The organism is Cognatilysobacter terrigena (assembly GCF_004361065.1).
Lineage (GTDB): Bacteria > Pseudomonadota > Gammaproteobacteria > Xanthomonadales > Xanthomonadaceae > Cognatilysobacter > Cognatilysobacter terrigena.
Genome location: NZ_SELT01000011.1, coordinates 15,889 through 30,579 on the forward strand (window position 1 = coordinate 15,889; position 14,691 = coordinate 30,579).

Below are 14,691 nucleotides of genomic sequence, written 5' to 3' on the forward strand. Positions count from 1 at the left end.
AACGCGTTGCGGCGGTCAGTGCGGCGAGCCGACCACCTTCACCGTCGCGGTCGACGCGTCGTTGGCCTTCGCCGGGTCGAGGCTGGCGGCGGTCACCTCCGCACGCAACACCAGCTGCGTCTGGTCCGCACGCATCGGCGCGACCAGGCGCAGGCCGAAGCCGCGCAGGGAACGGGCGGCCTGCGTAGCCGACGAGCACGTCGCACGGAAGCCCGTGGCGACGTCAGCCACGTTGCAGGTCCAGCCGGCGGCAGGCGTCATCGTCGCGGCGGCGGCCGGCACGTTGCCGGTCACCGTCAGCGTCGGCACCACCGCCGTGTCCGGGCCGAGGTTGGCGACGCTGATCGCGTACAGCACCGGGCGACCGCCGACGGCGACCGGCAGGCCGGCCAGCGTGGTGGCGAGGTCCGCCTTCTGCGTGATCGACAGCTGCGCAGCGGCCGCGTTGTTCGACGTGTCCGGATCGAGCGAACGCGCATCGGCCGACGCGACCAGCAGCAGCGGGCGGCCTCGCAGGGCGGTCGTCGGCTGCGCGCTGAGCGCGAACGCGGCATCGGCGTTGGCGGCGAGTGCGTCGGCGCGGCAGTCGACCGAGGTGTGGCCCGCGGTGACGACGCTCGCATCGCAGTTCCAGCCGGCCGGCGCGGTGACGGCCAGATCCGGCAGTTCCGCGTCGAGTTCGAAACCGATTTCCGGGAAGTCCGCCTGTTCCGGGCCGTTGTCGTGCAGCGTGACGTCGAAGCGCATCGGCTGGCCCGGCACGAATGCCGCGGCCTGCGCCGTCACCACGAGATCCGCGCGACGGCGCGGCACGAAGTAGGCGACGACCGGATCGTGGTCGGACAGGCGCGACGGCGAGTTCGCATCGTTGCGGTTGGTTTCCGGGAAGTCCGCATTGATGCGCGCGTGGTCGACCTGGATGTCGCGCGTGGCGACGACGAGGTCTTCGTTGACCAGCACGTGGTCGAGGCTCTGCGCGTTGCCGTCGAACGAGAACGAATAGCGCTCGTCCTGCGGTTCGACCGTCGTGAGGTTGACGAGGTTCGGTTCGACGAGGTCGTCGCCGTCGCCGTACACCGCGGTTTCCTCGTCGCGCGGCGGCGCACCGATCGTGGTGCCCATCGAGTCGGTGAAACCGTCGTTGAACTCGAACGCGTTGAAGTCGCCGAGCACGACGAGGCGGGTATCCGGCGCTTCGTGCTGGCGCGCGTCGAGGTAAGCCGCGAGGAACTCCGCCTGGCGCTGGCGCTTGCTGCGGATGCGGTCGCCGTCCGGCGTCGCGGCTTCCGCGCCGCTGAGCGAACGCTGGTGCGCGATGACGACGTTGATCGGGAACGTGCGGCCGTCGGCGTAATGCACCACCGCCTTCAGCGCGAGCGGCGGACGATCGTTGAGCAGCGACGTCGAGCCGTCCGGCGCAATGAATGTCGTGTCCTTGCCGATCTGCTGCACGTCGACGACTTCGACGCGCGGCGTGCCGGCGGCGGCCTCGCCCGTCTTCACCAGGAAGCCGACGTCGATGCCGCCCACGTCGTTACCTTCGACGAGGTAGGGCACGTAGTTCGGATTCGGCTGGCCCGCGGCGACGGCATCGTTGTTGACGCGATCGGCGACGCGCTGCAGCACCGACAGGTTTTCCATCTCGACCACGCCGAGGATGTCGGGCGTGCGCAGCGAGTCGCGAATGCCGAGCGACGCCTTCGACAGGCGACGCTCCAGCGCGGCGGCGGTGAGCTTGACGTCGCTCTTGCCGGCGTCGTCGACGTCGTCGAAGAAGCGCTCCATGTTGTAGCCGGCGACCGACACCGCATCGGCCGGCGCTTCCTTCGCCGCGCGCGGCGCGGGGCCCGGCGTCACCGCACCGATCGAGTCGGGCAGGATCTGCCAGCGGCGGAAGCTGTAGTTCAGCGGACCGGCGACGTCGGCGACATGCGCGCCGGCGGCGAGGTCGAGCTGCGTGCCGCCGAGCGCATCGCTGTCGACGGACATCACTTCCGGATTGAAGTCCCACTGCGGAATCGGCGGGATCGTGCCGGCGGGCGGCGCGTCCGGCGCCTGGATGCCGGGCTCGCGGAACGGACGCGGCACGCCGGCGACGGTGCCGTAGAACAGGCCGTTGCTGCTGCCCGTCGCCTGCGCTTCGTTGATGAAGCCGTCGGACGGCGCGGTCGCGACGAAGTCGTGCACGATCACGCGCATCGACTCGACGCGTTCCATCTGCTCGAGGCCGCCGTTCGGCGACGGGAACATCGTCGTCAGTTCGACCGGCGTCGGCAGCGGATACGTCGCGTCGTCGACCGGCGCGACCACGATGGCACCGCCGATTTCCGTGTAGGGCTGCTGGCCCGGATCGGTCGACGGCACGTATTCCTGCACCGTGCCGCGCGCGACCACCCAATGCCCGACTGCGGCGGAGGCCGGCGGCGCGCTGTTGGTGAACACGAACACGCCTTCCGAGGTGTTCGGATCGGTGTCCGCATCGACGTCGCGGCTCTGCAGGAAGAAGCCCTTCGACGTGCGACCGGTCACGATGCCGCGGGTCGCGACGACCTGGCCCACGAGCGGCGACTGCGCGCCTGCGCCCTGCACCTGCGAAATCGGAATGATCTGGAAGTCGTCGTTGACGATCGTGCCGAGGCCGTCGACATCGCCGGCGGTCGCGCCGGTCAGGCCGGACAGCACGACGTGCAGCGTCTCGTCGTTCTCGATCGCGTCGTCGCCATCGACGGTGACGCTGAGCGTGGTGCGATCGCTGCCGGCCGGAATCGTCGCCGCGGCATTCGACACGGCGACGTAGTCGCTGCCCGCGCTCGCGGTGCCGTCGGCGGTCGACCACGTGAACTGCACGCCGCTCGCGCCCGCCGCCTGGCTCAGCTTGACGGTGAACACCAGCGTGCGAGTGCCGGCGTTGCCTTCATTGACGGAGGCGTCGTCGATGCTGGCGAGGATCTGCGTGCCGCCGCAGAGATGCGACGCGCTCGCACGATTGCGCGGGTTCGGCGCACCGGTGGCGAAGTCGGTCGCGTTGTTGTTGCCGTCGACGCAGTCGTCGGTGCGGATCACCGACAGCGTGTTGCTCGGCGCGGGCGTGGGGCCGCTGCCTTCGGCGCAGGTGCTGCCGCTGCCGAACGCGACGACGTCGGCGGCGCCGACCGGGCAACCCGCGGGCAGCACGGCGTTATTGGTGACGAGGGCGACTTTGCCGGCGGTGCCGGACATCGCGATCGTGCCGGTCGCATCCGGGGTCGGCAGCGCGGGCTGCGTGCCGGCGCCGTCGGCTTCCTTCACCAGGTAGTACGCGCCGGCCGGGATGGAGCCCGACAGGTTCGTCTTCTGCCAGCTGGTGCCGGTGCTGGACGCGTACTGCACCGACCACGTCGAGACGTCGACCGCGGACGCGCCGGTGTTGTGCAGCTCGATGAAGTCGCTCTTGTACGGCGCGCCGGAATTGCCGCCGCCGCCGTAGACCTGGCTGATGACAACCTGCGCGTTGGCAGGCCCGACGATGAGCGCGGCGAGGCCGAAGCCCAGCGCCGCGAGGCGTCGCGATGACCGTTCCATGATGTCTCCCCAAATCGCCGGAGGGCGTGCCCTCCGCGTCCCCGCGCCAACGTCGCGGCCCCGTCCGCACGGGCGCCTGCCCGCGAAGCGGCCGGAATTGTGACCCGATTCCGTTGCGAAAGCGTGACGGCCGTCGCCTGCGCTACGCTGCCGGCCGTCACCGGGATCGCGCATGAGCATCGAGAACAACGAACGCCCGCTGGAGAGCGGGGTCCACACCGACCTGGCCGGTCGACTGACCTACGGCGGCTACCTCCGGCTGGACCGCCTGCTGTCCGCGCAGGAGCCCCTGTCGAACCCGCCGCAGCACGACGAGCTGCTCTTCATCACCCAGCACCAGGTCAGCGAGCTGTGGATGAAGCTGATGATCCACGAGCTGCGCGCGGCGGTCGGTTTCCTGCAGGCCGACGACGTCGACGCCTGCCAGAAGGTGTTCGCGCGGGTGAAGGGCATCCTTCGCCAGCTCACCGACATGTGGGCCGTGCTGGAGACGCTCACGCCGGCGGATTACATGAAGTTCCGCGACATCCTCGGGCCGTCGTCCGGCTTCCAGTCCCTGCAGTACCGCGCGATCGAATTCCTGCTCGGCAACAAGAACGCGCGGATGCTCGACGTCTTCGCGCATGACGCCGAAGCGCACTCGATGCTCGAGCAGCTCCTGCACGCGCCGAGCCTCTACGACGAGGCGCTGCGCTTCCTCGCCCGCCATGACCATGCGGTCCCGGCGCGCTGGCTGGAGCGCGACTGGTCGGCGACGCACGTCTCCGACCCCGAGCTGCTGCCCGTGCTCGAACGCATCTACGAGGATTCGGCCACGCATTGGGCGGCCTACCAGCTCTGCGAAGACCTGGTCGATCTCGAGACCCAGTTCCAGCTCTGGCGGTTCCGCCACATGCGTACGGTGATGCGCATCATCGGCTTCAAGCGCGGCACCGGCGGCTCGTCCGGCGTCGGTTTCCTCAAGCAGGCGCTGGAGCTTTCGTTCTTCCCGGAACTCTTCGAAGTGCGCACGCGGATCGGCGTCGACGTCGCGTCGCCGTGAACGGATTGCCCCGTTCAGCCTGAAGGCTGCTGCATCGCAACACGAACCCGCGGTTTGACGCCTGCGTCGACGTTCGGACATTCTCGGCCGGTTGCACACGCCCGCGACCTCCGCGGGCGTCTCTTCGACACGAGCAGGAAATCCCGAATGAGTGCGCAAGTACCCGATGCCGCAGAACCGATGGGCCCGCCGCTGCATGCGCCGGGCGGCCCGAACCAGACGCCGCCCGAATTCACGCAGGTCATGGGGCATCCCAAGCCGCTGTGGATGCTCTTCATGTCCGAGTTCTGGGAACGCTTCGCGTTCTACGGCATTCGTTGGGCCCTCGTGCTCTATGTCGTCGCGCAGTTCCACGGCGGCGATCCGACCGGCGAAAAGCCGGCCAGTGAGCTCTACGGCGCGTACCTCGCACTCGTCTATGCCGGCGCGATCTTCGGCGGCTTCATCGCCGACAAGCTGATCGGCTATCAGCGCTCGATCCTGCTGGGCGCCGTCATCATGGCGCTCGGCCTCTTCATGATCGCGGTGCCGAACGAGCAGGTATTCAAGCTCGGCCTCGCCACGGTCATCGTCGGCAACGGCCTGTTCAAGCCGATCATCTCGACGATGGTGGGCAAGCTCTATCGCGCCGAAGACCAGCGCCGCGATTCGGGCTTCACCATCTTCTACATGGGCATCAACCTGGGCGCGATGATCTCGCCGGTCATCACCCAGTTCCTCGCGCAGAAGATCTTCGGCACCGACGCGATGCCGTCCTACAAGATCGTGTTCATCGCCGCGGGCGTCGGCATGATCCTGTCGCTGCTGTGGTTCTGGGCGGGCCGCGGCCAGCTCAAGGGCATCGGCCTGCCGCCGGCGGGCAAGGAAGGCCTCGGCCGCACGATGATGGTCGCCCTCGGCGGCCTCGTGCTCGGCGTGCCGGCGTTTTTCTTCCTGCTGACGATCAGCGCGCACGCGCTGCAGTACATCCTGATGGCGCTGATCATCATCCCGGCGATCATGCTGGTGGTCGAAGCCATCCGCGAAGGCACCGTCGCACGCGACAAGGTGTTCGCGATGCTGATCATCTTCGTGTTCAACGTGCTGTTCTGGGCGTTCTTCGAACAGGCCGGCAGCTCGTTCAACTTCCTCGCCGACAAGATCGTCAACCGCCAGTTCGGCACCTGGGAATTCCCGGTCGCGTGGTTCCAGTCGGTCAACTCGGTGGCGATCATCACGCTCGCGCCGATCATGGCGTGGATCTGGGTGGCCATGGGCCGCGCGAATCCGTCGATCCCGCGCAAGTTCGGCCTGGGCCTGATCTTCAACGGCCTCGCGTTCCTGCTGCTGATGTTCGCGCTGACCAAGCTCGTCGATCCGCAGAGCCTGAAGATCCCGTTCTGGACGCTGTTCGTCGTCTACGTGATCCAGTCGATCGGCGAGCTCTGCCTGTCGCCGATCGGCCTGTCGATGACGACCAAGCTGGCGCCGACGCGCCTCGCCGGTTTCGCGATGGGTTGCTGGTTCCTGTCGATCGCGATCGGCAACAACCTCGCCGGCATCTTCGCGGGCGAAGCTTCGGGCGAAGGCGGCATGACCACCGCGTCCGCGCTCAGCGCCTACACGACCGGCTTCTGGCTGCTCGCGGGCTCGGGCGTGCTGCTGTTCCTCATCGCGCCGCTGGTGCAGCGCCTGATGCACGGCATCAAGTAAGCGCGACGCGCGATACGGAAAAGGCGGCCTCCGGGCCGCCTTTTTCTTTGCGAGATTACTGCGCCGTCAGCGGGCGCCGAGATCCGCTTCCGCGCGCAATTCCAGTTCGTCGAGGCGGTCGAGCAGGCGGAACAGCACGTCGCGCTCCTCCGCGGCCATGCCGTCGAGCAGGCGCTTCTCGAACGCGATGGCGAGCGGCGCGACCTCGTCGTGGATCGCGCGTCCCTCGGCCGACAGCCGCAGCACCGAGCGCCGGCGATCGTCGTCGTGGGTGTCGCGCTCGACGCGACCGGCCTCGACCAGGCCGGCAACCGCCCGGCTCACCGCGACCTTGTCCATCGCCGTGCGCTGCGCGACCTCGCCGGCCGAGAGGTCCGGATAGCGGCCCAGCACCGCCATCACCCGCCATTCGGTCACGCCGAGGTCGAACCGCTCCGAGTACATCTGCGCGATCGCGCCGCTGACGCGGTTGCTCAGCACCGACAGCCGGTAGGGCAGGAAATGCTCGAGGTCGAGGGTGGCGGGCTTCAGGCTCATGCTGCATCGCGCCTTGCAAGTAGTTTCATCTGAAACTATAAAGCTTCGACCCCGCGCCGCAAGCCCGGCGCGACCTTTTCGCTTCCCCTGAGGACTCCCCCATGAGCGCGCAACCGAATCTCGGCATGCAGGTCACCACGTTCGAGAACCCGATGGGGATCAACGGCTTCGAGTTCGTCGAATTCGCCGCACCCGACGGCCAGGGCGAGCGCATGGGCGAGTACCTGCGCAAGCTCGGCTTCGCCGCCGTCGCGCAGCACAAGGACCGCCCGATCACGCTGTACCGCCAGGGCGGCGTCAACTTCCTGCTGAACCAGACCACCGATTCCTTCGCGTCGAAGTTCGCCGAAGCGCATGGCCCGTCGGCCTGCGGGTTCGCGATCCGCTTCAGGAAGCCGACCACCGAAGTGCTGCAGCACGTCACCGCGAACGGCGGTGAGGAAGTCGAGTTCGACGGCGCGGTCGGCGCGCTCAAGATCAAGGGCATCGGCGACTGCATGCTCTATCTGATCGACGACGGCGCCGATCCGTACGAGGACTACGTCTTCTTCGAGAACGTCGAGCGCAACCCGCGCGGTTTCGGCCTGACGTTCATCGACCACCTCACACACAACGTGTTCCAGGGGAACATGCAGCAGTGGTCGGACTACTACGAGCGCCTGTTCAACTTCCGCGAGATCCGCTACTTCGACATCAAGGGCGCGAAGACGGGCCTGCTGTCGAAGGCGATGACCGCGCCCGACGGCATCGTGCGCATCCCGCTCAATGAATCGAGCGACGAGAAGAGCCAGATCAACGAATACCTGCGCGAATACAAGGGCGAAGGCATTCAGCACATCGCGCTGTTCACCGACGACATCTATGCGTCGATCGAAGCGATGCGTGAGCAGGGCATCGAGTTCCTCGACACGCCGGACACGTACTTCGATGTGATCGACCAGCGCGTGCCGAACCACCAGGAAGACGTCGAGCGCCTGCGTCGCAACAAGATCCTGATCGACGCCGACCTCGAGACCAAGCAGCGCAAGCTGCTACAGATCTTCACGCAGAACGCGTTCGGCCCGATCTTCTTCGAGATCATCCAGCGCAAGGGCAACGAAGGCTTCGGCGAAGGCAACTTCCAGGCGCTGTTCGAATCGATCGAACGCGACCAGATGAAGCGCGGCGTGCTGTAAGCCGACACGATCTCCGGCCCCTGCTCGCAGGGGCCTTTCGTATCAGGACATCGACATGACGATCGAATCGACCGGCTACCAGTCGGGCTTCGGCAACGAATTCGCCACCGAGGCCGTGTCCGGCACGCTGCCCGAAGGCCGTAACTCGCCGCAGCGCGTCGCGCACGGGCTGTACGCCGAGCAGATCTCCGGCACGGCGTTCACCGCACCGCGCCATGCGAACCGTCGCAGCTGGCTGTATCGCATTCGTCCCGCCGCGATGCATGGGCCGTTCGCACGCTACGAGGGTCGCGCCGCGACGACGTTCCACAACGATTTCGACACCGGTCCGGTCAGCCCCGACCAGATGCGCTGGAGCCCGTTGCCGCTGCCGGGTGACGACGCGGCGGTCGACTTTCTCGATGGGCTGTTCACGATGGCCGGCAACGGCTGCGCGGCGTCGCAGTCCGGCGTCGGCGTGCATATGTACGCGGCGAATCGCGACATGCAGGGCCGCTGGTTCTACGACGCGGACGGCGAGCTGCTGATCGTTCCGCAGCAGGGCCGGCTGCACATCGAAACCGAACTCGGCGTGCTCGACGTCGAGCCGCAGGAAGTCGCGCTGATCCCGCGCGGCATCCGCTTCGCGGTGAAGCTGCCCGACGGTGCGTCGCGCGGTTACGTCTGCGAGAACTTCGGTGCGTTCCTGCGTTTGCCGGACCTCGGTCCGATCGGTTCGAACGGCCTCGCCAATCCGCGCGATTTCCTGACGCCCAACGCGGCGTTCGAGGACGTCGAAGGCGATTTCGAACTCGTCGCGAAGTTCCAGGGCCATCTGTGGCATGCATCGATCGGCCATTCGCCGATCGACGTCGTCGGCTGGCACGGCAACCACGCCCCGTACAAGTACGACCTGCGCCGCTTCAACACGATCGGTTCGATCAGCTTCGACCATCCCGATCCGTCGATCTTCCTCGTACTGACCAGCCCGAGCGACACGCCGGGCGTCGGCAACATGGACTTCGTGATCTTCCCGCCGCGCTGGCTCGTCGCGCAGGACACGTTCCGCCCGCCGTGGTTCCACCGCAACATCGCCAGCGAGTTCATGGGCCTGATCCACGGCGCGTACGACGCCAAGGCCGAAGGCTTCTCGCCGGGTGGCGCGTCGCTGCACAACTGCATGACCGGCCACGGCCCCGACGCCGCGACGTTCGACAAGGCGAGCAACGCCGACCTGTCGAAGCCCGACGTCATCAAGGACACGATGGCTTTCATGTTCGAGGCGCGCTTCGTGATCCGCCCGACGCAGCAGGCGATCGACGCCGCGCATCGCCAGCGCGACTACCAGGCCTGCTGGGCCGGGCTGAAGAAGAACTTCGCGCCCTGACGCTTCGCGACGGGTTCACGGCCGCCCGCTAGGCTGCGGGCGATCCCGTCGGTGGAGCCGTCCATGAAGCATGTCGCGTCGCTGATTCTCGTCGCCGGTCTGTGCGCGTGTTCGGGCCGTCCGGCCGACACGGGCACGACGAACGGCCCCACGTCCGCATCGTCCGCGCCGGCAACCGACGCCTCGTCGAAGGCCGACCACGCATCCGCAGCGCAGACGACGAACGCCGAGCCGGCTGCGCCGACGCCGGACAGTACGTCGGCCGCGCCGGCGTCGGAGCATCAGGGCATCGCGGTGGGTGAGCCGAATCCCAGCGCGCCCGGCGGTTTTCGTCCGTCCGATGCGCCGCCTTCGAGCGGACTCGCGCACTTCGATGGCTACGGCGACATGAAGTTCGGCATGACGCCCGAGCAGGCCAAGCGCGCCTGGGGCGGCGAACTCAACGGCAGCGTGGTGGGCAATGCCTGCACGTACCTCAATCCCAAGGGCGACAAGACCAAGGACCATCTCGCTTTCATGTTCGAAGGCGGCAAGTTCGTGCGTTACGACGTCGGCAACGATCGCGACGTCGCACCCGGCGGTGGCCGGCGCGGCATGGTCGCCGACGAGATCAAGCGCCTCTATGCAGGCCGCATCACCGAAACGCCGCACAAGTACGTCGAGGGCGGGAAGTATCTGAAGGCGACGGGCCCCGGCGGCGCGGTGGTGTTCGAGACGGACGCGAAGGGCGGGGTCACCGAATGGCATGCGGGCGTCGCGCCGCAGGTCGATTACATTGAAGGCTGTTCCTGAGGATCGCCCATGCCTGACGTCACCACTTCCGCGCGGTGGTTCCTGCTCGCCCTCGTGCTGCTCATGCTCGGCGGCGATTCGGTGGTTCGCGGCGCGACGGGACTCGCGCGACGCTTCGGCTGGCCGCCGTTCGCGGTGGGCCTGGTGCTGGTCGCGCTGGCGACGTCGATTCCGGAACTCGTGGTCAATTTCTATGCGGTCGCGAAGGGGCAGGGCGAACTCGCGCTCGGCAACGCGGTCGGCAGCAACGTCGTCAATGTCGGCCTGACGCTCGCGGCCGCGGCGCTCGTTGCGCCGGTGCTCGTGCGCTGGCGTGCGTTGGCGCATCTGCTCGTCGTGCTGCTCGCGGCCACCGCGCTGGTATGGGTGATGTCACTCGACGGCCGCCTTTCGGTGCTCGACGGCGTGATCCTGGTCGTTGCGTTCGTCGCCGTGCTGGTCTTCAAGATCATGCGCAGCGCCGATGCGTCCCCCGAGGTGCATGCGGAGATCGAAGGCTTCACCCGCACGAGCGACGTGGTCGGGCTCAACCTGATCCGCATCGCGATCGCGGGTGTGGCGCTCTGGTATGGCGCGAAGCTGATTGTCGATCACGCACCGGTGGTCGGGCAGGCGATGGGGCTCACGCCGTTGCTGACGGGTTTGTTGCCCGTCGCGATCGGCACCGCTCTTCCGGAAGCCGCCGGTGCGGTGGGCGCGGCGCGACGCGGCCACGGCGATCTCGTCGCGGGCCACGTCATCGGTTCGAGCCTGGTCAACATCCTGCTCGTGCTCGGAGGCATGGCGCTGCTCTCGCACGGCCTGGCGATCCCCGCCTCGTTCGTGCGCTACGAGCTGCCGGCCGCGTTCGTCTTCGGCGTGCTGCTGCTGCCGATCCTGCGTGGTGACATGCGCGTGTCGCGTCGCGAAGGCGCTGTGCTCGGCGTAGCACTGCTCGGCTGGATCGTCTTCGAGATCCTGATGCTGCATCGCTGAGCCCCGCAGCGCGGCCGATATACTCGGCCGCATGGGTGGACGCCACGATCCAACGGCCATCGGGCCGCGCGCGGTGCGCGCGCTCGCCGACTTCTTCCGATTAGAAGCGGCGGGCGGCATCGTGCTGATCGCGGCGGCGGCGATCGCGATGATCCTCGCCAATTCACCGCTCGCAGGCGGCTACGAGGCGTTCCGGCAGATGCCGCTCGCCGTGCGCATCGGTGATGCGCAACTCGCCAAGCCGCTTCTGCTCTGGATCAACGACGGTCTGATGGCTGTCTTCTTCCTGCTCGTCGCGCTCGAGATCAAGCGCGAGGCCACCAGCGGCCAGCTCGCACGTCGCGACCAGCTCATCCTGCCGATGGTCTGCGCCTGTGCCGGCGTGGCCGTGCCGGCGCTGCTGTTCGCGGCGCTCAATCGTGGCGACGCTGACGCGATGCGCGGCTGGGCCGTGCCCACGGCGACGGACATCGCGTTCGCGCTCGGCGTGCTCGCGTTGCTCGGTCCGCGCGTGCCGGTGGGGATGAAGCTGCTGCTGTCCACGATCGCGGTGGTCGACGACCTGATCGCCATCCTCATCATCGCGCTGTTCTATTCGCACGGCCTGTCGTGGCTCGCGCTCGGCTTCGCCGCGGCCGCGCTCGTCGCGATGTTCGTGCTGAATCGCCTGCACGTGACTGCGCTTACGCCTTACCTGCTGCTCGGCGCGGTGCTGTGGCTGTGTGTGCTGAAGTCGGGCGTGCACGCGACGCTTGCGGGCGTCGCGACGGGACTAATGATTCCACACGTCGACAAGCGCAACGCGCTCGATGACGAAGTGGAGCATTCCGCGCTGGAAACGCTCGAGCATGCGCTGCATCCGTGGGTGGCGTACGCGATCCTCCCGCTGTTCGCGTTCGCGAATGCCGGACTCGCGCTGCATGGGCTGCGTCTGTCCGACGCCTTCGACCCTCTGCCGCTCGGCATCGCGCTGGGTCTCGTGCTCGGCAAGCCGATCGGCATCGTCGGTGCCGCGCTGGGACTGCGCGCCTTCGGGCTTGCACCGCTGCCCGACGGAATGGACGCGCGATCGACGCTCGGCCTTGGCCTGCTCTGCGGCATCGGTTTCACCATGAGTCTTTTCATCGCATCGCTCGCCTACGACGACGCGCTGCGCTACGAAGAAGCCGTGCTCGGCGTGCTGGCGGCGTCGGTGATCTCCGCGGTACTTGGGTACGCCTGGCTTCGGCCGACGCTCGCGAAGGTGCGCGCCTGATGCGTCACGCTCTGGTCTTCGGTGGGACGGGACAGATCGGCGAGCCGGTGATCGATCGCCTGCGTCACGCCGGTTGGCGCGTCACCGCGATCTCGCGCAACGCGCAACGCGACGAGCCCGGCGTGACGTGGCTGCAAGGCGCGTTCGACGCCATGCCGTTGCTGCCCGCACAGGTCGACGCCATCATCAGCTGCGGCCCGCTCGACGCGTTCTCGCACTGGTACGCACGCACGCCCATCGACGCCACGCGCGTGGTCGCGTTCGGTTCGACGAGCGTCGTGGTCAAGCAGCATTCCGTCGATCCCGATGAGCGCGACGTCGCGCAGCGCCTGCAGCTGGCGGAAGACCGTCTTACGTCAGCCGCACGCGAACGCCATGCTGCGATCACGCTGCTGCGCCCGACGCTGGTCTACGGCGCGGCGCGCGACGCCACCTTGAGCCGCATTGCGCGCATCGCGCATCGGGTGCGATGGTTTCCCTTGCCGCGTCGCGCGAACGGCCTTCGGCAGCCGGTGCACGTCGGCGATCTCGCGGGCGCAGCAGTCGACTGCATCACGGCGCAGGCCGCGTTCGATCGCGCCTTCGACCTGCCCGGCGGCGAGACGCTGACGTATCGCGAGATGGTCCGGCGCGTGCTGCGCGTACTCGATCCGCCGGCGCATCTGCTCGAACTGCCGTTGCCGGTATTCGAGTGGGCGGTGCGCATCGCGCAGTCGCGTGGCATCGCCACCGGTTTCGGCGATGCGGCGATCGAACGCATGCGTCGCGACTTGGTCTTCGATGCGACGCCGGCACAGGAGGCTTTCGGCTACGCGCCGCGCCCGTTCGTGCCGAAGACGTCGATGTTCCCGCGCGCCGGCTAGATTTCGGTCGGTTCGCGCACGACTTCTCGCGATTTCGCGAGGGCGCGCAGCGCGATGATCAGCACCCCGCCGAGCACCATCGCGCCGCCGACGAGCAGGCGCGGACCCGGGCGATCGCCCCAGAACACGATGCCGAGCACGACGGCGAGAACCGGCGAGATCAGCAGCCACGGCGTCACCTGCGCGATCGGATGACGCTTGACCAGCACGTAGAACAGGCCGTGGCCGAGCAGCGACGAAATGAACGCCGCGTACGCCGCGCCGACCCAGCCGACCCACGACACGTTCGTCAAACGCGCGATCGCACCCGGTTCGATGACTTCGCTGATCGCCAGCAGCGGCAGCACGCTGATCCATGCGATCCAGCCCTGCTGGCTGAAGACGTCGAGGCCCTTCAGCGGTTTCATCAGCACGGTGGCGAGCGCGAGAAACACCGCCGAGATCAACATCGAAATGAGCGACGCCGGATGGTCGAGCACGATCGGATCGAAGCCGAGCACCAGCACGCCGCCGAAACTCACCGCGATCGCGAGGCCGGTGCGCCAGCCGAAGCGTTCGCCGAGCATCACCCAGCCGAGCAGCGCCGTCATCGGCACGTAGCTCTGCATCACGATCGCCGGCGACGACAGATCGCCCGCGAGCTTGAGCGCGGTGAAGCTGAGCCCGAAGTGCAGCAGGCCGAGACAGATTGCAACGGCGAACAGCCGCGGCCATTGTCCCTGTGCGGGCGGCTTCATCAGCGGAATCAGCGCGAGCCCGAGGATGCCGAAGCGCAATGCGGTGAACAGGAACGGCGGGATCTCGCGCAGCGCGAGCGCCGACGTGAGGAAGTTGCCGGCCCACGCGAGGCAGATCAGCAGGACGAGCAACAGATCGCGACCCCCGAGGCCGCCGCCGCGTGTCGTCACCAGGCGATGCCCAGTCGACGGTATAGCTTGGCGAGCACCCACGCGGGGCCGATGAGCAGATAGGTGAGGTCGGTGAGGAAACTCGGCTTGCGGCCTTCGATCTTGTGACCGACGAACTGCCCGATCCACGCGACAACGAACACCGCGATCGCGAGGATCAGCAGACCCTGCGCGCCGAGCACGTTGAACAGAATGCGCGTCAGCAGCCCCAGCACGACGAACACGATCGCCATGCCCAGCCCGAGCGTGCGCGACTGGCGGTAATAGAACAGCGCAGCGAGCAACATCGCCGCACCGGCGAACACGCCGGCGTTGAACATCGAGCTGGGCGAGGGGATGCACCACAGCAGCGCGATCACGCTCCACAGGATCGCCGGCACGCAGATCACGTGGATGTGCTGGTTGGTGCCGTTGCGATGGTCGTCGCTGTAGCTCGCGAACCAGCGGTCGATGGGGCGGGCGGTGGCGTTCATGGCGGCGCTCCCGGAGGTTGCGTCCATGATGCCGCAGCAGCGCGTACGCCGC

At 67.7% G+C, this 14,691-nt stretch carries 12 protein-coding genes; 8 read left to right on the top strand and 4 right to left on the bottom strand.

Annotated features, from left to right (window positions below; all coding sequences use genetic code 11):
- Window positions 1–15: 15 nt before the first annotated feature.
- The gene (locus tag EVS83_RS08205) at window positions 16–3,561 is read right to left on the bottom strand and encodes a lamin tail domain-containing protein (protein ID WP_133500561.1); all 3,546 of its coding nucleotides are present in this window, start codon (window positions 3,559–3,561) and stop codon (window positions 16–18) included.
- 172 nt (window positions 3,562–3,733) lie between these two features.
- On the opposite strand from EVS83_RS08205, the gene EVS83_RS08210 reads away from it, so the two are divergent.
- Together EVS83_RS08210 and EVS83_RS08215 are read left to right on the top strand one after the other, a co-directional pair.
- Window positions 3,734–4,603 carry a tryptophan 2,3-dioxygenase gene (locus EVS83_RS08210; protein ID WP_133500562.1) on the top strand — a complete coding sequence of 290 codons (870 nt, stop codon included), beginning with the start codon at window positions 3,734–3,736 and terminating at the stop codon, window positions 4,601–4,603.
- A 180-nt stretch (window positions 4,604–4,783) separates the two neighbouring features.
- Complete coding sequence (locus EVS83_RS08215; protein ID WP_133500635.1) at window positions 4,784–6,295, top strand: peptide MFS transporter; 1,512 nt, start codon at window positions 4,784–4,786, stop codon at window positions 6,293–6,295.
- Window positions 6,296–6,361: 66 nt separating this feature from the next.
- Here the strand turns inward: EVS83_RS08215 and EVS83_RS08220 are convergent, their stop codons facing one another.
- Entirely contained in the window at window positions 6,362–6,832 is a 471-nt protein-coding gene (locus EVS83_RS08220) for a MarR family winged helix-turn-helix transcriptional regulator (RefSeq protein ID WP_133500563.1), read from the bottom strand.
- A gap of 101 nt (window positions 6,833–6,933) precedes the next feature.
- Between EVS83_RS08220 and hppD the strand changes: the two genes are divergently transcribed.
- The 6 genes from hppD (at window position 6,934) to EVS83_RS08250 (ending at window position 13,258) form a co-directional block, all read left to right on the top strand.
- Window positions 6,934–8,007, top strand: coding sequence for a 4-hydroxyphenylpyruvate dioxygenase (gene hppD, locus EVS83_RS08225; protein ID WP_166636842.1), 1,074 nt, complete (start codon window positions 6,934–6,936; stop codon window positions 8,005–8,007).
- 55 nt (window positions 8,008–8,062) lie between these two features.
- A complete protein-coding gene (gene hmgA, locus EVS83_RS08230; RefSeq protein WP_133500564.1) occupies window positions 8,063–9,373 on the top strand; it encodes a homogentisate 1,2-dioxygenase in 1,311 nt (436 codons plus the stop codon).
- 63 nt (window positions 9,374–9,436) lie between these two features.
- Window positions 9,437–10,165, top strand: a complete 729-nt coding sequence (locus EVS83_RS08235) for a lectin (protein ID WP_246022822.1) — start codon at window positions 9,437–9,439, stop codon at window positions 10,163–10,165.
- Window positions 10,166–10,174: 9 nt separating this feature from the next.
- Window positions 10,175–11,140 carry a sodium:calcium antiporter gene (locus tag EVS83_RS08240; RefSeq protein ID WP_133500565.1) on the top strand — a complete coding sequence of 322 codons (966 nt, stop codon included), beginning with the start codon at window positions 10,175–10,177 and terminating at the stop codon, window positions 11,138–11,140.
- 31 nt (window positions 11,141–11,171) lie between these two features.
- Window positions 11,172–12,395, top strand: a complete 1,224-nt coding sequence (gene nhaA / locus EVS83_RS08245) for a Na+/H+ antiporter NhaA (RefSeq protein ID WP_133500566.1) — start codon at window positions 11,172–11,174, stop codon at window positions 12,393–12,395.
- Window positions 12,395–13,258, top strand: a complete 864-nt coding sequence (locus EVS83_RS08250; RefSeq protein WP_133500567.1) for an NAD-dependent epimerase/dehydratase family protein — start codon at window positions 12,395–12,397, stop codon at window positions 13,256–13,258. Before nhaA ends, EVS83_RS08250 begins: the two co-directional genes overlap by 1 nt.
- Here the strand turns inward: EVS83_RS08250 and EVS83_RS08255 are convergent.
- Window positions 13,255–14,166, bottom strand: a complete 912-nt coding sequence (locus EVS83_RS08255; protein ID WP_166636843.1) for a DMT family transporter — start codon at window positions 14,164–14,166, stop codon at window positions 13,255–13,257. The genes EVS83_RS08250 and EVS83_RS08255 overlap by 4 nt on opposite strands.
- Window positions 14,163–14,639 carry an Mpo1 family 2-hydroxy fatty acid dioxygenase gene (locus EVS83_RS08260; RefSeq protein ID WP_133500569.1) on the bottom strand — a complete coding sequence of 159 codons (477 nt, stop codon included), beginning with the start codon at window positions 14,637–14,639 and terminating at the stop codon, window positions 14,163–14,165. The genes EVS83_RS08255 and EVS83_RS08260 overlap by 4 nt, the downstream gene beginning before the upstream one ends.
- Window positions 14,640–14,691: the final 52 nt, after the last annotated feature.